Here is a 20,099-nt window from a genome sequence, read left to right as displayed (position 1 = left end):
TTACCCCTATTCACCACCCTTCTGGACAAATCCCCTAACGAATTCCTCAGCGTTCTCCTCGAGCACCTCGTCGATTTCGTCCAATACCGAGTCGACGTCATCCGTCAACTTCTCGTGGCGTTCCTGCACGTCGGACTGAGTCTCGGCAGTGGTCTCCTCGACCTCTTCCGAGCGCTTAGTCGCGCGCTGTTGACCGCCGCTGTCCTTAGTGGCCATGACACTCACCCCACCTTGTGATCATTTCCTTGAACCGGTGCCTATCCATTCCTCGGAGCATCCACACCCCCGATCCCGAAGGATCGGGGGTGTAAGTGCCAACGAGTGTCGGATGCCAGGTGTTCCGGAACGGGATTTATCCGTTCATTCGCTTTGTTCCCGCGAACGAACGAGGTCACCCACCCGTGAGGGCGCGGACCAGATCCTCGGCCGTGCGGCAGCGGTCGAGCAGGTCCTTCACGTGAGCCTTCGTCCCGCGCAGCGGTTCCAGGGTGGGTACCCGCTGGAGCGAGTCGTGACCCGCGACGTCGAAGATCACCGAGTCCCACGACGCGGCCGCGACCTCGTCGGCGTACTGCTCCAGACATCGACCGCGGAAGTAGGCCCGGGTGTCCTCCGGCGGCAGGTGCACGGCGCGCTGCACCTCGGCCTCGCCGGCGATCCGCTCGAAGCGGTCCTCCAGCTTGTTGTACAGGCCCTTGTCCGGCCGTACGTCGGCGTACTGGAGGTCGACCAGGTGCAGCCTCGGCGCGTCCCAGTCCAGCGCGTCGCGCTGGCGGTAGCCCTCCAGGAGCTGGAGCTTGGCCACCCAGTCCAGCTCGCGCGCGAGCGACATCGGATCGGTTTCCAGCCGGGCGAGCACCGATTCCCAGCGGTCGAGCACGTCGGTGGTGTCCTCGTCGACGTCCTTGCCGAACCGGTTCTCGACGTACTTGCGGGCCAGCTCCAGGTATTCGAGCTGGAGCTGGATCGCGGTCAGTTTGCGACCGCTGCGCAGCGTGATCAGCTGCTTGAGAGTGGGGTCGTGGGAGACCTCGTGCAGCGTGCGCACGGGCTGGTCCACGGTCAGGTCGTTGCCGAGGAAACGATCCTCGATCATCGACAGGACCAGCGCGGTGGTACCGAGCTTGAGGTAGGTGGACACCTCGGAGAGGTTGGCGTCACCGATGATCACATGCAGGCGCCGATACTTCTCGGCGTCCGCGTGCGGCTCGTCGCGGGTGTTGATGATCGGCCGCTTGAGCGTGGTCTCCAGGCCCACCTCGACCTCGAAGTAGTCCGCTCGCTGGCTGATCTGGAAGCCGTGCGCGGAGCCGTCCTGGCCGATGCCCACCCGGCCCGCGCCGCAGATCACCTGCCGGGAGACGAAGAACGGGGTCAGGTGTCGCACGATGTCGGCGAACGGCGTGGCGCGCTGCATGAGGTAGTTCTCGTGCGTGCCGTAGGACGCGCCCTTGTTGTCGGTGTTGTTCTTGTACAGCAGGATCTGCTGCCCGCCGGGCAGCTCGCCGGCCCGCCGTGCGGCCTCGGCCATGATGCGTTCGCCGGCCTTGTCCCAGATCACCGCGTCGCGGGGATTGGTGGTTTCGGGCGCGCTGTACTCCGGGTGGGCGTGGTCGACGTAGAGCCGAGCACCGTTGGTCAGGATCACGTTGGCGAGACCGACGTCCTCGTCGGTCAGCTGGCTGGAGTCGGCCAGCTCGCGCGCGAGGTCGAACCCGCGCGCGTCGCGCAGCGGATTCTCTTCCTCGAAGTCCCAGCGGGCCCGGCGGGCCCGCTGCATCGCTGCGGCGTACGCGTTCACGATCTGGGAAGACGTCAACATCGCGTTGGCGTTCGGATGTCCGGGTACGGAGATCCCGTACTCGGTTTCAATGCCCATCACACGCCGGACGGTCATGCGACCCCCTCGTCCCTCACCCGGCCGGTACCCGATCCACACTCACCGTGATCCGGGTACACCCTGGTCATGCTGCCGAGCCTATTGCCGTCGGATTGCCTTGGGGATACGGCCGGAACTATTGCCCTGTGCGGAAATGTCGTCCCGGCACGGCGCCGCGGCCCGTGTTCGACCTGAACACGGGCCGCGGCATCGGTGGTCAATCGGTACTCGATCGGGATCAGAGGTACTGACCGGTGTTGGCCACGGTGTCGATGGAGCGCCCGGCCTCGTCGCCCTGCTTGCCCGAGACCAGAGTGCGGATGTAGACGATCCGCTCGCCCTTCTTGCCCGAGATCCGCGCCCAGTCGTCGGGGTTGGTGGTGTTGGGCAGGTCCTCGTTCTCCTTGAACTCGTCGACGCACGCGGCGAGCAGGTGGGCCACCCGGATGCCCTTCTGGCGGTGTTCCAGGAAGTCCTTGATCGCCATCTTCTTCGCGCGACCCACGATGTTCTCGATCATCGCGCCGGAGTTGAAGTCCTTGAAGTACAGGGTCTCCTTGTCACCGTTGGCGTAGGTGACCTCCAGGAAGCGGTTCTCGTCGTTCTCGGAGTACATCCGCTCCACGGCGACCTGGATCATGCCGGTGACGGTGGCGGCCCGGTTGCCGCCGTGTTCCACCAGGTCGTCGTCGTGCAGGGGCAGCGAGACCTTGAGGTACTTGGCGAAGATGTCCTTGGCCGCCTCGGCGTCCGGACGCTCGATCTTGATCTTCACGTCGAGCCGACCCGGTCGCAGGATGGCCGGGTCGATCATGTCCTCGCGGTTGGAGGCGCCGATCACGATGACGTTCTCCAGGCCCTCCACGCCGTCGATCTCGGACAGCAGCTGGGGGACGATGGTGTTCTCCACGTCCGAGCTGACGCCCGATCCTCGGGTGCGGAAGAGCGAGTCCATCTCGTCGAAGAAGACGATGACGGGTGTGCCCTCGCTGGCCTTCTCGCGGGCCCGCTGGAAGACCAGGCGGATGTGCCGCTCGGTCTCGCCGACGTACTTGTTGAGCAGCTCGGGGCCCTTGATGTTGAGGAAGTAGCTCTTGCCCTGTTCGTTGCCCTGGGCCTCGGCGACCTTCTTCGCGAGCGAGTTGGCGACCGCCTTGGCGATCAACGTCTTGCCGCAGCCGGGAGGGCCGTAGAGCAGGATGCCCTTGGGCGGGCGGAGCTCGTGCTCCTTGAACAGGTCGGGGTGCAGGTAGGGCAGCTCGACCGCGTCCCGGATCATCTCGATCTGGTTCCGCAGACCGCCGATCTTGGTGTAGTCGATGTCCGGGACCTCTTCGAGGACCAGCTCCTCGACCTCGCTCTTGGGAACCCGCTCGTAGACGTAGCCCGATCGCGAGTCGAGCAGCAGCGAGTCCCCCGCACGCAGCGGGGAATCCAGGAGCGGTTCGGCGAGGCGCACCACGCGCTCCTCGTCGGTGTGCCCGATGACCAGCGCTCGTTCGCCGTCCTCCAGCAGCTCTTTGAGCATCACCACGTCGCCGACGCGCTCGAACTCCATCGCGTCGACCACGTTCATGGCCTCGTTGAGCATGACCTCTTGGCCACGCCGGAGTTCGTCGAGTTCGATGTTGGGGCTGACGTTCACCCGGAGCTTGCGCCCGCCGGTGAAGATGTCCGCCGTGCCGTCCTCGTTGGCCTGTAGGAACACGCCGAACCCCGAGGGGGGTTGGGCGAGTCGGTCCACTTCCTCCTTGAGGGCCACGATCTGGTCGCGGGCCTCCCTCAAGGTCGCGACCAATCGCTCGTTCTGTGTGGTCATGCCGGCCAAGGACGTCTGGAGATCGACGACCCGCTCCTCGAGCAAACGGCTCTGGCGCGGTGAGTCGGCGAGCTTGCGACGCAGGACGGCGACTTCCTGCTCTAGAAAAGAAACCTGGCTTACGAGGTCGTCCGTACCCCGAGCCGGCCTCCCACCACCACGGTTCATGTCGTCGTCGTGGACTGCCACGGCCCTCACCTCCTCCTGGGAGCTGCGACGTCTCCGACCCTACCTACGGCAGGAGGGGTTGAAACCCCTTGATCAGCAAGACTGTCCGGGCGTGTCCGATCTTCACCCGTGCGATTGCCCCCACGCTTGTGAGGATCAGATACCCACCTCATCACCTCGGGAAGCAGGCGCGAGTAGGGTCTGTCGAGCGCGTGTCGATACGAATCGGTGAAGAGTGAGGCCCCATGTCCGCAGAAAACGAACCCCTCGAGGTCTGGATCGATCAGGATCTCTGCACCGGGGACGGCATCTGCGTCCAATACGCGCGAGAGGTTTTCGAGCTGGACATCGACGGGCTGGCGTACGTCAAGGGTGCCGACGACGAGCTGCGCACCGAACCTGGAGCGGTGGTTCCGGTGCCCGGGTCGCTGCTCGTGGAAGTGATCGACGCCACACGCAAGTGCCCGGGCGAGTGCATCCACATGCGCCGGATTTCCGACGGCGTCGAGGTGTTTGGCCCGGACGTGGCCTGAATTCCGCTTCGTACACCGGTGTCTGGCGACGCGTCAGATCCGCTGGGCACCGAGCGGGGTCAGTCGCCAACGAAGCGTTCCGTCCAGATCGGGGCAGCAGCGGGGCCCGTCGGGGACGGACCAGCCCCGGGTGCGGGCGGTGATCGTGTCGCCGCTGCGGGTGACATCGCTCACCAGGAGGCCCTCGTCGATGTCGAGCAGGGTGGCCACCAATCGCGGTGGGCCGGTGTCCGCGTCGCCGTAGGCCAGCAGCGCCGCGGGCGGGCTGCCGGAGCCGGCTGCGCACTCGACCCCGACCACGGTGGGACCGGTGGGGTCGGTCAGCACGGTCTTGATCCGTGTGCCCACGCCCGGGCAGTCGAGCGGGAACGCGATGTTCGCAAGCTCCGCCTCGGTGGGGCCGGCGTCGGTTCGGCTGCGGCTGCCGGCGAGCGGCACGGTCTGCGCGGCTTCGGGGGCGGGGCCCACCGATAGGCCCTGGTTCGACGTGTTCGCGGTGTGCTCGCCCGGTTGGATGGTGCGCGGCGCGGCCGGTGGGTCCTGTTGGTTGGGGCGGTGCCTGGCCGGTGCGGTGACGCCGGGTATGCCGCCGTCCAGCGAGGCCGCGGCCCAGATCACCAGGCCGGTGCCGACGATGAAGACGAACACGACGGCCGCGGCGGCGAAGGCGATGCCGTTGCGCACGTCGGGGACCTCGACGTGCCTGGGCACGGAGGTGTCGGGTGGTGCGTCGGTGGTCACGAGCCCGCGGGTACTGTCGCCGCGCGCGGGCCGGGTCTCGAAGTGATCGTCCGCCACGGTGGACGACCCTATGCGGCGGGCCGGGTCCTGGAACAGGGTCCCCGGCCCGCCTTGTCTCAACCATTGCCTGACGATGGGTCAGGATTCGAGCGGGGCTCCGGCTTCCGCGCCCGGGCCGGCGTAGTCGTCGCCGTAGGAGCCCTTGGACGGGCGGCGCCGGCGCAGCGGCGGCTCGACGCCGTCGGCGAGGCGTCGGGCGGTGACCAGGAAGCCGGTGTGGCCGATCATCCGGTGGTCGGGGCGGACCGCGAGGCCTTCGACGTGCCAGGAGCGGACCATCGACTCGAACGGCTGCGGCTCGGTGAAGCAGTTCATCACGCGCATGGTCTCCACGGTGCGCGAGAGCTGCGTGGTGGTCGCCACGTAGCAGCACACCAGGCCACCGGGGGCGAGTGCCTTGTAGACCGCGTCCAGGCATTCCCAGGGCGCGAGCATGTCGAGGATGACCCGGTCGACGTCGGTCTCCACGAGGTTGTCCTGGAGGTCGCCGACGGTGAGCTTCCACGCGGGGTGCGGGGCGCCGAAGTAGCGCTCGACGTTCTTGCGGGCGATGTCCGCGAAGTCCTGTCGACGTTCGTAGGAGGCGAGCTGCCCGGTGTCGCCGATGGCGCGGAGCAGGAAGGTGCTCAGCGCGCCGGAGCCGACGCCGGCCTCGACGACGCGGGCGCCGGCGAAGATGTCGGCCATCGCGAGGATCTGGCCGGCGTCCTTCGGGTAGATCACCGCGGCACCGCGGGGCATGGACAGGACGAAGTCGGGGAGCAGAGGTCGCAGCGCCAGATAGTCGGTGTTCCCGGTGGACCGTACGACGGTCCCTTCGGGAGCGCCGATCAGCGCGTCGTGTTGAAACGAGCCCTTGTGGGTGTGGAACGCCTTGCCCGCTTCGAGCGTGAAGGTGTGGTGGCGGCCCTTGGGATCGGTCAGCTGAACCTGGTCCCCGACCTGGAAGGGTCCGCGCCTGCGCGCGGCACCGGTCGGTTCGGACATGGGGGTCAGCCTAGTCGGTCGGGGGCGACGCTCCGACGCGTGGGTGCGGGCCCGTGGGGGTCAAACCCGGACTCGGTTGCATAGCATCTTGGACGTGACTGATTCGAGCAGGCCGCAGGGACGCAGGATGCGGCAGGGCGAGGCCCCGCGCCGGGAACCGAGGCGTGGCCTGCTCATGGGGCGCCCCTTCGGGGTGCCGGTCTATGTCGCGCCGACGTGGTTCGTGATCGCCGCGGTGATCACGGTGTTGTTCGCGCCGACGTTCGAGAGCCTGTTCCCGGATCTGGGTCCGTGGCGGTTCGTGTTGTCGTTCGGCTTCGCGGTGCTGTTGTACGTGTCGGTCCTGGTGCACGAGTTGGCGCACGCGGTGACGGCGCTGCGGCTGGGCCTGCCGGTGCGGCGGATCACCATCCAGTTCCTGGGCGGGGTGTCCGAGATCGACAAGCCGGAGACGGCCCGGCACGAGTTCCTGGTGTCGGCGGCGGGTCCGGCGCTGTCGCTTGCGCTCGGTGGCGGGTTCTGGGTGATCGGCCTGGCCCTGGACGTGGACACGTTGGCGGGGCGCATGGTCGCGTTGCTGGCGGTGTCCAATCTGCTGGTGGCGGCGTTCAATCTGCTGCCCGGGTTGCCGTTGGACGGTGGCCGGATGTTGCGGGCGGTGGTGTGGCGGGTCAGCGGGCGGCCGTTGGCCGGCACGATCGCCGCGTCCTGGGCCGGGCGGGTGCTGGCCGTGGTGGTGCTGATCGCGGCGGTGTTGTGGTCGCTGGGTGCGGACGCGGGGGCGCGCACGTACACGTTGATCTTCGGCGCTCTGGTGGCCGGATTCATGTGGGCGGGCGCGGTGCAGTCGCTGCGCGCGGAGCGGCTTCGGGAGCGGTTGCCGGAGTTGCGGGTGCGGTTGTTGACCCGGCGGGCGATTCCGGTGGCGGCGGATGTGCCGTTGTCGGAGGCGCTGCGGCGGGCGCACGAGGAGGGTGCGCGCGGGTTGGTGGTGGTGGACCGCGGTGGGGATCCGGTGGCCCTGGTGCGCGAGTCCGCGGTGCTGGCGACGCCGGAGCATCGCCGACCGTGGGTGGCGGTGGGGCCGTTGGCGCGGGATCTGGTGCCGGGGATGAAGGTGGGCGCGGATCTGGCCGGGGAGGACCTGCTGGTGGCGATGCGGGCGGCGCCGGCGAGTGAGTACCTGGTGGTGGAGCCGGACGGTGGGGTGTACGGGGTGCTTTCCCGGACGGATGTCGAGCATGCGTTTTTGGCCATGATGCGGGGTTGAGGGCGGGGCTTTCGGCCTGATTCGCCGGCCGGGCCGAGGGGTTTGCGCGGCAGGTCTTCACTCTTGCGGTGAGTGGTATCGGGCCATCGTTGGCCTCAAGCGCCGGCCGGGCTGGATGGTTTGCCGGGCACCTCTTTGCTGTTGGCGTGAGTGGTGCCTGGCTTTCCTTGGCCTCGAGCCCCGGCGGGCTGAGGGGTTTGCCCGGCCGGGCTCGGTGGTGTGTTCGGTAGGGGCTCGGGGTCAGGGGGGTGGGGTGATGGTGAGGGTGTAGCGGCCCTCTTTCGTGGTGGTGATGCGGGCCGTGTTGTCGCGGGTGTCGGTGCGGGTGTGGCCGGGGCCGGTGACGCGGATGGTCGGGGGCTTGGCGTAGACGTCCTTGGGGAGGACGATCTCGGTGGGGCCGTCGGCGCCTCGGCGGGTGGTGAAGGTCAGCGTGTAGGTGCGGGTGTCCGGGTCGTAGCGGTAGCTCTCCGGGTTGCCGGCCACGGCGCGCGCGTAGGGCTGTACCAAAAGTTTGTTGTTGGGCTTCATTCGGCCGGCGGCGTCCAGGGTGCAGTAGCCGCCGCCGTTGCACCATTGCCAGCCGGCCCAGCCGCTGCCGAATCGGTCCATGGCCGCGGTCATCCGCTTGTAGAACAGCGGGATGTTGGGCAGCGACTGGTCGGGCGGGCCCCACTCCCCCACGATCACCGGGAGTTTGTTCGCCTTCGGGTAGGCGCTGATCGCGGCCTCGTAGTTCTCGATGAAGCCGCCGTCGGGGTCGTAGTCGGCGCCGGTCTCCATCGCGCTCTCGTAGAAGTGCGGGGCGTAGGCGACCTTGTCGTCGGTGATCGGGCCGAGCGCGGTGGGCAGGCCGAGGCCGACCACGGGGGTGGGTTCGACGAGGATCCAGTTGCGTCGGTCGACCAGGCGGATGGCGTCGGTGAGCCGGTTCCACGTGTCGGTGATCTGCGTCGATTCGAGCCGGGCGGCGGCGGTGGGGATGTCCTCGCCGTCACGGAAACGGCCCATGGGTTCGTTCATCAGGTCGTAGCCGAGCACGGCGGGGTGTCGGCCGAAGGCCGCGGCGACCTTGATCCACATCGCGGCGTGCGCGCGCTGGAGGTCGCGGTCCGCGTAGAGGTGGTCGAACGCGGCCTGCACGCCGGGTGTGTAGTACTCGGCGAACCAGTCGCCGGGGACCGGCTCGTACGGCAGGCCCTCGTCGCGGGTGGTCCATTCCGGGTTGCCCCGGTGGTCGTTGAAGTACGGCCCGTAGATGTCCTGGTGGGCGTCCAGGACGACCTTGATCCGGTACTTGTCGGCCCAGCCCAGGATCCGCTCGATCCGGGCCAGGTAGTCGCGGCTGTACCGGCCCGGGCGCGGTTCCAGGTCGTCCCAGAAGAACAGCACGCGGGCCAGGTTGAAGCCGCGTTCGGACAGTTCGCGGAACTGGGTCTCGGTGACGTTCTTGAACGCGTCCGTGCCGCGGTGGTCCTTGTCGCCGATGTTGAAGCCGCGCCACTGGGTCGCCCGGCCGTGCTCGTCGGCGATGAAGGTGCGGTCGCCGACGGTGACCTTGTCCGGTGTGCGGCCGTGCCGGTCGCCGTGCGCGTATGCGGGCGCGGGCAGGCTCGCCAGGAGCAGGCCGGCGGCGATCGCGGCGGCGTGTGTGCGGGGGCGGGTGAGGACACGCATGGGGCCTCCGTCGAGGTGCGGAAGGGGGTGCCTGGGACTCGCGGTGCCGGGACTCTACTGAGCGGTAGCGGCGATTGACAGGGGCGCGCGGCCCCTCGGGTGCACAGGGTGTCGCCCCACGCGCTTAGGGTGGTCGGCATGAACGTCAGCCCCTCCGAAACCACCTCCGCCGAGGAATCCTCCGTCGTCGGACCCGCGGTCGAGACCACGAGCGTCGTGGTGCCCGCTCCGGCCGGCGAGCGGGCGCCGCGGCCTCCGGTGTCGTTGTCGCCGTCCCGGGCCGCGGACTTCATGCAGTGTCCGCTGCTGTATCGGCTGCGGGTGATCGACAAGCTGCCGGAGAAGCCGAGTGCGGCGGCCACCCGCGGCACGGTGGTGCACACGGTGCTGGAGCGCCTGTTCGACCTGCCCAGCGGCGAGCGCACCCCGGAGCGGGCGTTGGCGATGGTGCGGCCGGCGTGGGACGAGTTGTTGGCCGAGCGGCCGGAGCTGGCGGAGTTGTTCGGCGCGGATGCCGCGAGCCTGGGCACGTGGTTGCAGGACGCGGACAAGCTGGTCGAGCGCTATTTCACGCTGGAGGATCCCAACCGGCTGGAGCCGGCCCGGCGGGAGCTGTATGTGGAGACGACGCTGGACGACGGCCTGGTGCTGCGCGGGATCGTGGACCGGCTCGACGTGGCGCCGGCGGGCGATCTGCGGGTGGTGGACTACAAGACGGGCAAGGCGCCGTCGCCGATGTTCCAGGACAAGCCGCTGTTCCAGATGAAGTTCTACGCGCTGGTGTTGTGGCGGCAACACGGGCGGGTGCCGCGTCGGTTGCAGCTGGTCTATCTGGGCAGCGGCGACGTGATCACCTACGACCCGGACGAGGGCGAGTTGTTGGCGGTGGAGCGCAAGTTGCGGGCGCTGTGGCAGGCGATCGACCTGGCCACCCGGACGGGTGAGTGGCTGCCTCGGAAGTCCAAGTTGTGCGGGTGGTGCGATCACCGGGAGGTGTGCCCCGAGTTCGGTGGCACACCCCCGGTGTATCCGCTGCCGGTGGTGCCGGCGTAGGTCCCCCTGCGCCGCTCTCCCGCCGGCGGCCCGGCGGCGGTCAGATCGCGCCGGGGCGGACCAGGCCGCTCTCGTAGGCGTAGACGGCGGCCTGGACCCGGTCGCGCAGGCCCAGTTTGGTCAGGACGTGGCCGACGTGGGTCTTGACCGTGGTCTCGCTGACGTAGAGCTCGGCGGCGATCTCGGCGTTGGACATGCCGCGGGCGACCAGCCGCAGCACCTCCACCTCGCGTTCGGTGAGCATCGCGAGCGTGTCGGGGGTGGGGTCCTCGGCGGAGGGCAGGCGCGCGGCGTACATGTCCAGGAGCCGCCGGGTGATGCTGGGCGCGAGCAGCGCCTCGCCCTCGGCGATCACCCGGATCGCGGTGACCAGGTCGTCGGCGGGCACGTCCTTGAGCAGGAAGCCGCTCGCTCCCGCGCGCAGCGCCTCGACCACGTACTCGTCCAGGTCGAACGTGGTGAGCACGAGCACGCGTGCGGTGTTCTCCCCGTCCCGGCCGGAGCCGGCGATCCGCCGGGTGGCCTCGACGCCGTCCATGCGGGGCATGCGGATGTCCATCAGCACGACGTCGGGCTGTAGGGCGCGGACCTGTTCGACGGCCTGTTCGCCGTCGGCGGCCTCGCCGACGACGGCGATGTCGGGCTCGGCCTCCAGGATCATCCGGAAGCCGGTGCGCAGCAGTGGCTGATCGTCGACCAGGATGACGCGGATCGTCATGGGCGGGTCTGCTCCAGTCGGTCGGGGGCGGCACCGTCCGGCGGGGCGGCGGTGTCGGCGGTGTTCGTGGTGGACAGGGGGATGCGCGCGAGGACCTCGAAGCCGTCCTGGGCCCGTGGTCCCGCGTACAGGCGTCCACCGTAGAGGGAGACCCTCTCACGCATGCCGAGCAGGCCGTGTCCGGTGCGGTCGCCGGTGGCCACGGTGCTGCCGCCCCGGCCGTCGTCGGCGACGCGCACGAGCAGTTCGCTGCGGCTGTAGCGCAGCAGTACCCGGGCCTCGGCGGGGCCGGCGTGCTTGAGCGTGTTCGTGAGCGCTTCCTGGACGATCCGGTAGGCCGCCAGGTCGATGCCCGGTGGGAGTGCGCAGGGGGCGCCTTCCAGGGACAGCTCGACCGGGAGCCCGGCCTCGCGGACCTGGGTGACCAGCGTGTCGAGCTGGTCCAGGCCCGGCTGGGGCGCGTTGTGGCCTTCGTTGGGGCCGCCCACCGCGTCGGTGGTGTCGCGCAGGATGCCGACCAGGCGGCGCATCTCGACCAGTGCGCCCCGGCCGGTCTGTTCGACCGCGGCCATCGCCTCCTTGGCCCGGTCCGGGTTGCGCGCGACCATGCGCTGCGCGGCGGAGGCCTGCACGGTCATCACCGAGACGTGGTGCGCGACGACGTCGTGCAGCTCGCGGGCTATGCGGCCGCGTTCCTCGGCGATCGCGGCCCGGGTGTCCGCCTCGCGGGTGCGCTCCAGGCGGTCGGCGCGGGCTTCCAGCTCGGCGGTGTAGGCGCGTCGGAAGCCGACGCTGCGGGCGAATGCCCAGACCGCGAACATCGCGGCCAGGTTGGCGACCAGGTCGAGGAAGACGATGTCGCTGTTGCGCATCAGCAGCCATACGACGGTGGCGCTCTCGGTGAAGGCGAGTGCCACCGCGGCGGGCACGCGGGAGCGGCCGACCGCGACCGCGTACAGCGCGACGATCTGGCCGAGCCCGGCGCCGGCGGATTCGTAGTGCGAGCCGGCCAGGATCAGCCCGGCGACGCTGACCCAGATCAGCACGCGCAGCGAGTGGGCACTGCGCCACAGCAGCGGGAAGGCGGTGAGCAGCGCGAGCAGGACGCCCCACACGTCGGGTTCGCGGACGTCGCGCATGCCCAGTTCGTGGAAGTACAGGCCGCCCACGGCGAAGACCGCCAGGAGCAGTACCAGGGCCACGTCGAGCACGGTGGGGCGCGGCCACGGTTGGCGTGCGTCGCGGCCGAGTTCCCGGACGATGTCGGCGAGGCAGGCGCGTGCTCGGGCGAGCCCGGGCAGGCATTCGCCGGCTGCGGGTGGGGCTGGGGTCCCGGCGGGGGTGTCCGGGTCGGGGGTCACTGCGCGCACACCCTTACGGTAGGGCCCCCGGCCGGGGGTTTTGACCCCCTGGGGGCCCGGTCTCGTCCCCTGGGAGGAGCGGTGGGCCGATCTCCTCCTGCGGGCGGAGCCGCGGTCCGTACTCAACGGTCTGGCGGGAGGGGCGAGGGGGTGCGGAGAACACGAGGGACTTCCCTGAAGCCCTGGTCTTCCCGATCGCCAACACTGGACAACACACGGGGAACCCGGAAACGGGAATCCCGGGGATGTACTACGGGGGTAGTACGGGGGTCCGAGCCCTTCGGGGTTCGGGCGGAGCACGGCCGACCTCTCGGCGGTCACGGGGACGGGGGAAACCGCCGCCGGGAGGTCGAGCAGGACCGACGGGGATGCAGTACGGGTCGGAGCACGGGGGCTCCGGCACGGGGGAAACGCGGTAACGCAGTACACGGGGAAAACGCAGTACGGGGGAAGCACGGGGATGTGGGAGCGGGCGGGCCTTCGGGCCCGTCCGCTCCCACCCGTTTGTGCCGGTCGACCGGCGGCGGGTGGCCCCGGGGGGCGCGGGCTCAGCGTGCCACGCGGGCCCGGACCAGGTCGCCCAGGAAGTCCAGGTCGACCTCTTCGAGGGATTCGACGACGGTGCGCGTCGGCGCGGCCGGGATCGGCGTCATGCTGGGCACCGCGAGTACGGCGCAGCCGGCCGCCTCGCCGGAGGCGATGCCGGTGGGCGAGTCCTCGACGACCACGCAGGCCCACGGCTGCGCGCCGAGCCGGCGGGCCGCGGTCAGGTACGGGTCGGGGTGTGGCTTGGTGCGGGCGATCTCGTCGCCGGCCAGGGTGAAGCGGAAGTGGTGGGCGCCGATGGAGGGCAGCACCGCGTCCACGATCACCCGCTGGGAGGCGGTGACCAGTGCGCAGGGCACGCCTGCCTCGTCGACCTCGGCGAGCAGCCGCTTGGCGCCGGGGCGCAGGTCCACGCCGTCGCGCAGCGCGGCGACCATGCCGGCGTTGATCCGGCGTTCGAGTTCGGCGGGGGCGACGTCGAGGCCGGAGACCGCGAGCAGGTATGCGACGGCGGTCTCCATCGGGCTGCCGAGGAGGTGTTCGGCGTGCTGCGCGGTGAGGGTGAAGCCGAGGTCGGCCATGACGGCGGTCTCGGTGGCGAACCAGTTGCGTTCGGTGTCGACCAGGGTGCCGTCCATGTCGAACAGGACCGCCGCGAGGCCGTGGCCCGGGCGTGATCCGGTCGTGGTCGTGAGCGCTGCCGTCATCGTGTGGCCGCCTCTCCCCCGGTACGGGAAATCGTGGTGTGGATGGGGTGGGTGAATCTCCTCACGCGGGTTCTCCATGGGGTCGGATCCGCCGGTTGGCTCCGGCGGGTCCTCGATTGTGCGGCGCCGTCAGGGATTGGGCAACCGCCGAACGGGGTCGTATGCGGAAACGGTGACCGAAGCGGTCACGGCGAGTGGGTCGGCCAGGTCCGCGATGGCGGAGCGCAGCCGGTCGGGGTCGGTGTGCCAGGCGCTGGGGCCCATCGCCACCACGCCGGCGATCGCGGTGTGGTCGAGGGCCATGGTGAAGGTGACGCTCTGCCGTGCGCGCAGGGTGAACCACGGCGCGAGCTTGGCGTCGATGCGTGTCTGCTTGTCGGCGTCGACCTGGAGGAGGTCGAGTGCGGGCACCAGCTCGGCCAGGTGGCCCGTGGTGGGTGCGGCGACCACGAGGGTGCCTTCGGGGGCCAGGATCCGGTGCAGTTCGGGCGGGTTGCGCGGGGCGAACACGTTGAGCACTCGGGCCGCGGCGCCGGTGCGCACCGGCAGGGGGCGCCACGCGTCGCATACGGCGGCGCCCATCCGCGGGTGGGCGCGGGCGGCCCGGCGCAGCGCGTATTTGGAGATGTCCAGGGCCAGTCCGTATCGGCCCGGCAGTGCGTCGAGCACGCGCGCGAGGTGGTGTCCGGTGCCGGCGCCGACGTCGACGAGGGTTCCGGGGGCGGCGTCGGCGCAGGCGGCGGTCAGCGCGTCGGCGATCGGGTCGTAGTGGCCCGCGCCGAGGAAGTCGACGCGGGCGGCGACCATGGCGGCGGTGTCGGCGGTGCCCACCGAGCCCGTCCCGGTGAGCAGGTTGACGTAGCCCTGGCGGGCGATGTCGAAGGTGTGTCCGGCGGCGCAGCGCAGGCCGGCTGTGTCTCCCGCCAGGTCCGCGCCGCAGTGCGGGCAGGCGAGGGTTTCCACGACGTCGCCGAGCATGTGCCTCGTTCGTGCCGCCGGTGCGGCCGGGGCGGGTGTGGCCCCGGCCGTGGCCGGTTCGGATGGGTGGGGTGGGTCAGCGGGCGTTGAAGTAGTTCGCCTCGGGGTGGTGCAACACGATCGCGTCGGTGGATTGTTCCGGGTGCAGCTGGAACTCCTCGGACAGCTCGACGCCGATCCGCTCCGGCTTCAGCAGCTCGGTGATCTTGGCCCGGTCCTCCAGGTCGGGACAGGCGCCGTAGCCGAGCGAGAAGCGCGCGCCGCGGTAGTGCAGCTTGAGCATGCCGTCCAGGTCGTTCGGGTCCTCGCCGGCGAAGCCGAGTTCGGCGCGTACCCGGGCGTGCCAGTATTCGGCCAGTGCTTCGGCGAGTTGCACGGACAGGCCGTGCAGTTCGAGGTAGTCGCGGTAGGCGTTGTCGGCGAAGAGCTTGGCGGTGGCGTCGGACAGGCGCGGGCCCATGGTGGCGATCTGGAAGCCGACCACGTCGATCTCGCCGGATTCCTCCGGGCGGAAGAAGTCGGCGAGGCACAGGTGCCGGTCGCGGCGCTGGCGCGGGAAGCTGAACCGGGTGCGCTCGTTGCCGGCGTCGTCGAGCACGATCAGGTCGTCGCCCTTGGACACGCACGGGAAGTAGCCGTAGACCACGCCGGCGTCGAGCAGGTTGTCGGTGACGATCCGGTCCAGCCAGTAGCGCAGCCGCGGGCGGCCCTCGGTCTCGACGAGTTCTTCGTAGGAGGGTCCGTCGCCGCCTCGGGTGGGCTTGAGGCCCCACTGGCCCATGAAGGTGGCGCGTTCGTCCAGCCAGGAGGCGTAGTCGTTGAGCTGGATGCCCTTGACCACGCGGTCGCCCCAGAACGGCGGGGTGGGCACGGGGTTGTCGATCGCCACGTCCGAGCGGGCGGGCATTTCCTCGGGTTCGGTTTCGATCACCTTGGCGGCGGCCACCTTGCGCCGGCGCAGCGCGGGCAGTTCCACGCCGGGCACGCCGCGCTTGACGCCCATCAGGGCGTCCATCAGGCGCAGGCCCTCGAAGGCGTCGCGGGCGTAGCGGACCTCGCCGGCGTAGATGTCGTAGAGGTCTTCTTCGACGTAGGCGCGGGTGAGGGCGGCGCCGCCGAGGATGACCGGGTAGCCGGCGGCGAGGCCGCGGGTGTTCAGTTCCTGGAGGTTTTCCTTCATGATCACGGTGGACTTGACCAGGAGGCCGGACATCCCGATCACGTCGGCGCGGTGTTCCTCGGCGGCTTCCAGGATGGCCGAGACCGGCTGCTTGATGCCGATGTTGACCACGTTGTAGCCGTTGTTGGACAGGATGATGTCGACCAGGTTCTTGCCGATGTCGTGCACGTCGCCCTTGACGGTGGCCAGCACGATGGTGCCCTTGCCGTCCTCGCCTTCGACCTTTTCGATGTGCGGTTCCAGGTGGGCGACGGCGGACTTCATCACTTCGGCGGACTGGAGTACGAAGGGCAGCTGCATCTGGCCGGAGCCGAACAGTTCGCCGACGACCTTCATGCCGGCCAGGAGCGTGTCGTTGATGATCACCAGGGCGCTGCGCTCGCGCAGTGCCTCGTCCAGGTCCTCTTCGAGGCCGGCTCGCTCGCCGTCGATGATCCGGCGCTCCAGCCGCTCGTTCAGCGGCAGCGCGGCGAGTTCCTGGGCGCGGGTGGCGCGCACCGACTTGGCGTCGACGCCCTCGAACAGTTCCAGGAAGCGCTGGAGCGGGTCGTAGCCCTCGCGGCGGCGGTCGTAGACCATGTCGAGGGCGACCTCGCGCTGTTCCTCGGGGATGCGCGCCATCGGCAGGATCTTGCTGGCGTGCACGATCGCCGAGTCCAGGCCGGCTTCGATGCATTCGTTGAGGAAGACCGAGTTGAGCACGATGCGCGCGGCCGGGTTGAGGCCGAAGGAGACGTTGGACAGGCCCAGGGTGGTCTGTACGTCGGGGTGGCGGCGCTTGATCTCGCGGATGGCCTCGATGGTCTCGATGCCGTCGCGCCGGGTCTCTTCCTGGCCGGTGCCGATCGGGAAGGTGAGCGCGTCGATGATGATGTCGGAGACCTTGATCCCCCACTCGCCGGTGAGGGCGGTGATCAGCCGTTCGGCGACGCGGACCTTCCATTCGGCGGTGCGGGCCTGGCCCTCCTCGTCGATGGTCAGTGCGACGACGGCGGCGCCGTGTTCCTTGACCAGCGGCATGATCCGGCGGAAACGCGAGGTGGGTCCGTCGCCGTCCTCGTAGTTGACCGAGTTGACCACGGCGCGTCCGCCGAGCAGTTCCAGGCCCGCTTCGAGCACTTCGGGCTCGGTGGAGTCGAGCATGATCGGCAGCGTGGAGGCGGTGGCCAGGCGGCCGGCCAGGGCCTTCATGTCGGCGACGCCGTCCCGGCCGACGTAGTCGATGTTCAGGTCGAGCATGTGTGCGCCGTCGCGGGTCTGGTCGCGGGCGATGTCGAGGCAGTCGTCGTAGCGGCCTTCGAGCATGGCCTCGCGGAACGCCTTGGAGCCGTTGGCGTTGGTGCGCTCGCCGATGGAGAGGTAGGACAGGTCCTGGCGGAAGGGCACCGACTGGTAGAGCGATGCGGCGGCGGGTTCGTGCCGGGGGTTGCGGGGGGTGAGTTCGCGGCCGTGCACGCGCTCGACCACGGCCTTCAGGTGCGCGGGCGTGGTGCCGCAGCAGCCGCCGACCAGGGCGAGGCCGTATTCGCGGGTGAAGCTGTCGTGCGCGTCGGCGAGTTCCTCGGGGCTGAGCGGGTAGTGCGCACCGTCCTTGGTCAGGATCGGCAGGCCGGCGTTGGGCATGGCGGTGACGCCGATGCCGGCGTGCTTGGCCAGGTGGCGCAGGTGCTCGCTCATCTCGACCGGGCCGGTGGCGCAGTTGAGTCCGATGAAGTCGATGCCCAGCGGTTCCAGGGCGGTCAGCGCGGCGCCGATCTCGGAGCCCATCAGCATCGCGCCGGTGGTCTCGACGGTGACCTGGGCGAAGATCGGCAGGTCGACGCCGGCCTTCTTCAGCGCGCGCTGCGAGCCGATGATCGAGGCCTTGGTCTGCAGCAGGTCCTGGCTGGTCTCGATGAGCAGGGCGTGTGCGCCGCCGTCGATCAGGCCGGCCGCGTTGACCTCGAAGGCGTCGCGCAGGGTGGCGAAGGGCACGTGGCCCAGGCTGGGCAGCTTGGTGCCGGGGCCGATCGAGCCGAGCACCCAGCGCGGGCGGTCGGGGGTGGAGTAGCCGTCGGCCACTTCACGGGCGATCCGCGCGCCGGCTTCGGCGAGCTCGTAGATGCGGTCCTGGATGTCGTACTCGCCCAGGTTGCCGAGGTTGGCGCCGAAAGTGTTGGTTTCGACGCAGTCGACGCCGACGTCGAAGTATTCCTTGTGCACGTTGCGCACGATGTCGGGACGCGTGACGTTGAGGATTTCGTTGCAGCCTTCGTGGCCCTGGAAGTCGTCCAGGCTCGGGTCCTGAGCCTGGAGCATGGTTCCCATTGCTCCATCGGCGACGACGACGCGGGTGGCGAGTGCTTCGCGAAGCTGCTGCGGGGTGGCTGTCATGAGAATGCGTCTCCGATGGGTGCGACGGCTGTCGGCTTGCCCGGGGCCGCCGAGACGGCTCGGGCCAGAGCGCCAGCTTAATGCGATCCGCGCGCGGAGCCCGGTGGCGCGCGGGTGACGTCGCCCACTGATCACGGAATGCTCACTCGTGCTCACCCGTGCGTTCGGGGTGTGTTTGCGGTTCGGTTGCCCGGCGGCGCCCGGATTTCACTGTGGGCGAAGTCGACGCGGGCGGGTCTGGCCGAGGGTGCCTCAACCCGTAATGTGGGGACCGTACAGCTCTCGCGGCCCCGGGGACGGGTGCCCGCGGCGCACGGATCCCGGCCCCGGCCGGAAGGAGGCACTGGGTGATCGAGCTCGACGACCTGCCCGAGCTGATCGACCCGGTCATGGTGGCCGCATTCGAGGGGTGGAACGACGCGGGCGATGCCGCTTCCGCCGCGATCGAGCACCTCGACCGGGTCTGGAAGGGCGAGGTGTTCGCGGCCCTGGATGCCGAGGACTACTACGACTTCCAGGTGAATCGTCCGACGATATGGCTGGATGGGGACACCCGGCGGATCACCTGGCCCACGACCCGGCTCTCGGTGGTCCGGCTGGCCGAGCCGCGCCGGGACCTGGTGCTGGTGCACGGCATCGAGCCGAATCTGCGCTGGCGCTCGTTCTGCAACGAACTGTTGGGCTTCGCGCACGAGTTGGGCGTGGAGACGGTGGTGGTGCTGGGTGCGATGCTGGGCGACGCGCCGCACTCGCGGCCGGTCCCGGTGAACGGCACCACGTCGGACCCGGTGGTGGCCGCGAACGTGGGCCTGGAGCAGTCCCGGTACGAGGGGCCCACGGGCATCGTGGGCGTGTTCCAGGAGGCCTGCGCGCATGCGGGGATGCCCGCGTTGACGTTCTGGGCGTCGGTGCCGCACTACGTGGCGCAGCCGCCCTCGCCGAAGGCCACGCTGGCGCTGTTGCGCAGGCTGGAGGACTTCCTGGACCTGACCGTGCCGATGGGCGAGCTGGCCGAGGACGCGCGGGCGTGGCAGGTGGGGGTGGATCAGCTCGCGGCCGAGGACACCGAGGTCGCCGAGTACGTGCGCTCGCTGGAGGCCGCGCGCGACACCGAGGACCTGCCCGAGGCGTCCGGCGATGCGATCGCGGCCGAGTTCGAGCGGTATCTCAAGCGCAAGGGTGATCAGCCGGAGGGCTGATCACCCGGCGCGAGGAGGCGCGGGGCGCCGGTCCGGTGGTCGCGGGGCGGGGTGCGTGGGCCGTCGCCGGCCTGCGGTGCCGCCGGCCGGGCCTTCCCCTGCCCTGTCGGCCTCGGGGCGCGGCCCTGCGGGTGTTCAGGCCGAGCGGCGGCGCAGTTCCAGCGTCGCGAGTGGGATGAAGCCGCCGGGGCCGGGCTCGGCGGGGGCGTCGGGGCCGGCGAGTCGGCGCAGCATGGCCAGGGCGATGCGTTCGCCCTGGGCCTTGGCGCGTTCCGCGCGTGGTCCGGCGTAGCCGCCGTCGACGCAGGCCCGCCAGAGCTGAACCCAGCGGCCGAAGTGTCGGGCGGTCAGCGGTTCGGCGCGGTGCAGTGCGTGGTGCACGGCGAACGCGTCGCCGCGGTAGTCGGCGGTGCGCAGCAGGGCGCGTTCCCAGAAGTCGGTGATCCGGGGCAGGTGTGCGTCCAGATCGGTGCCGGCGATCTCGGTGAAGTAGGCGCCGATCACCGGGTCGGCGAAGGCCGCGCCGTAGAAGCGGCGGAGCAGGGCGTCGATGTCGGCGCGGGTTTCGATGTCGGCGCGGCCGGCGGCCGGCGGCGCGGTGTGCGGGGGCGGCGCGTCCCGGTCGGGAGTGGTCCGCGGTGTGAGGTGCATCGGTGGTCGCCGGTCGCCGTCCATACCGCCAGCTTAGGGCGCGGGTGTCGGGGGCGGCTCGGGCCGAACGGCCCGGGCGGGGGGGGGGCGGGGGGCCCCCCCCCCCCCGCGGGGGGGGCCCCCCCCCCCCCCCCCGGGGCGCCCGGGGCCCCCGGGGGGGGGGGGCCCGGGCCCCCCCCCGGGGGCCGCCCCCCCCCAG

General features: G+C 70.2%; 16 protein-coding genes. 4 read left to right on the top strand and 12 right to left on the bottom strand.

From position 1 onward, the window contains the following. Window positions 1–6: 6 nt before the first annotated feature. The 3 genes from ACFZBU_RS04410 to arc all read right to left on the bottom strand — a co-directional run bounded on the left by ACFZBU_RS04410 (window position 7) and on the right by arc (window position 3,887). Entirely contained in the window at window positions 7–216 is a 210-nt protein-coding gene (locus ACFZBU_RS04410) for a ubiquitin-like protein Pup (RefSeq protein ID WP_391581970.1), read from the bottom strand. Window positions 217–391: 175 nt separating this feature from the next. After that, window positions 392–1,897: a depupylase/deamidase Dop gene (dop, locus tag ACFZBU_RS04405; protein ID WP_391581969.1), complete on the bottom strand. Its 1,506-nt coding sequence runs from the start codon at window positions 1,895–1,897 to the stop codon at window positions 392–394. 220 nt (window positions 1,898–2,117) lie between these two features. Then, entirely contained in the window at window positions 2,118–3,887 is a 1,770-nt protein-coding gene (arc, locus tag ACFZBU_RS04400) for a proteasome ATPase (protein ID WP_391581968.1), read from the bottom strand. 224 nt (window positions 3,888–4,111) lie between these two features. Here arc and ACFZBU_RS04395 point away from each other — a divergent pair, with 224 nt between their 5' ends. Beyond that, entirely contained in the window at window positions 4,112–4,399 is a 288-nt protein-coding gene (locus ACFZBU_RS04395; RefSeq protein ID WP_391581967.1) for a ferredoxin, read from the top strand. 33 nt (window positions 4,400–4,432) lie between these two features. Here the strand turns inward: ACFZBU_RS04395 and ACFZBU_RS04390 are convergent, their stop codons facing one another. Next, the gene (locus ACFZBU_RS04390) at window positions 4,433–5,197 is read right to left on the bottom strand and encodes a hypothetical protein (RefSeq protein WP_391581966.1); all 765 of its coding nucleotides are present in this window, start codon (window positions 5,195–5,197) and stop codon (window positions 4,433–4,435) included. 81 nt (window positions 5,198–5,278) lie between these two features. After that, window positions 5,279–6,187, bottom strand: coding sequence for a tRNA (adenine-N1)-methyltransferase (locus ACFZBU_RS04385; RefSeq protein WP_391581965.1), 909 nt, complete (start codon window positions 6,185–6,187; stop codon window positions 5,279–5,281). Between the two features lie 94 nt (window positions 6,188–6,281). Between ACFZBU_RS04385 and ACFZBU_RS04380 the strand changes: the two genes are divergently transcribed. Next, on the top strand, window positions 6,282–7,457 hold the full coding sequence (locus ACFZBU_RS04380; protein ID WP_391581964.1) for a M50 family metallopeptidase: 1,176 nt from the start codon (window positions 6,282–6,284) through the stop codon (window positions 7,455–7,457). A gap of 240 nt (window positions 7,458–7,697) precedes the next feature. On the opposite strand, the gene ACFZBU_RS04375 is transcribed toward ACFZBU_RS04380, so the two are convergent. Then, a complete protein-coding gene (locus tag ACFZBU_RS04375) occupies window positions 7,698–9,134 on the bottom strand; it encodes a cellulase family glycosylhydrolase (protein ID WP_391581963.1) in 1,437 nt (478 codons plus the stop codon). 138 nt (window positions 9,135–9,272) lie between these two features. Here ACFZBU_RS04375 and ACFZBU_RS04370 point away from each other — a divergent pair, with 138 nt between their 5' ends. Next, complete coding sequence (locus ACFZBU_RS04370; RefSeq protein ID WP_391581962.1) at window positions 9,273–10,187, top strand: RecB family exonuclease; 915 nt, start codon at window positions 9,273–9,275, stop codon at window positions 10,185–10,187. 40 nt (window positions 10,188–10,227) lie between these two features. Here the strand turns inward: ACFZBU_RS04370 and ACFZBU_RS04365 are convergent, their stop codons facing one another. From ACFZBU_RS04365 to metH, 5 genes are all read right to left on the bottom strand, one after another. Beyond that, window positions 10,228–10,905 (bottom strand): response regulator transcription factor, encoded by a 678-nt coding sequence (locus ACFZBU_RS04365; RefSeq protein ID WP_020552051.1) that lies wholly within the window; start codon window positions 10,903–10,905, stop codon window positions 10,228–10,230. Beyond that, complete coding sequence (locus ACFZBU_RS04360) at window positions 10,902–12,275, bottom strand: sensor histidine kinase (protein WP_391581961.1); 1,374 nt, start codon at window positions 12,273–12,275, stop codon at window positions 10,902–10,904. Before ACFZBU_RS04360 ends, ACFZBU_RS04365 begins: the two co-directional genes overlap by 4 nt. Before the next feature lie 539 nt (window positions 12,276–12,814). Beyond that, window positions 12,815–13,519: an HAD family hydrolase gene (locus ACFZBU_RS04355; RefSeq protein ID WP_391581960.1), complete on the bottom strand. Its 705-nt coding sequence runs from the start codon at window positions 13,517–13,519 to the stop codon at window positions 12,815–12,817. Between the two features lie 129 nt (window positions 13,520–13,648). Next, window positions 13,649–14,497 (bottom strand): putative RNA methyltransferase, encoded by an 849-nt coding sequence (locus ACFZBU_RS04350; protein ID WP_391581959.1) that lies wholly within the window; start codon window positions 14,495–14,497, stop codon window positions 13,649–13,651. 76 nt (window positions 14,498–14,573) lie between these two features. Next, the gene (gene metH / locus ACFZBU_RS04345) at window positions 14,574–18,050 is read right to left on the bottom strand and encodes a methionine synthase (RefSeq protein WP_391581958.1); all 3,477 of its coding nucleotides are present in this window, start codon (window positions 18,048–18,050) and stop codon (window positions 14,574–14,576) included. A gap of 347 nt (window positions 18,051–18,397) precedes the next feature. On the opposite strand from metH, the gene ACFZBU_RS04340 reads away from it, so the two are divergent. Continuing rightward, a complete protein-coding gene (locus tag ACFZBU_RS04340) occupies window positions 18,398–19,249 on the top strand; it encodes a PAC2 family protein (protein ID WP_391581957.1) in 852 nt (283 codons plus the stop codon). 135 nt (window positions 19,250–19,384) lie between these two features. Here the strand turns inward: ACFZBU_RS04340 and ACFZBU_RS04335 are convergent, their stop codons facing one another. After that, window positions 19,385–19,924: a group III truncated hemoglobin gene (locus ACFZBU_RS04335; protein WP_391581956.1), complete on the bottom strand. Its 540-nt coding sequence runs from the start codon at window positions 19,922–19,924 to the stop codon at window positions 19,385–19,387. Window positions 19,925–20,099 lie beyond the last annotated feature (175 nt).

Source organism: Embleya sp. NPDC008237, assembly GCF_042956465.1.
GTDB lineage: Bacteria > Actinomycetota > Actinomycetes > Streptomycetales > Streptomycetaceae > Embleya.
The sequence above is the reverse complement of the archived record's forward strand: the minus strand, read 5'-3'. Positions and strand labels throughout refer to the sequence as shown.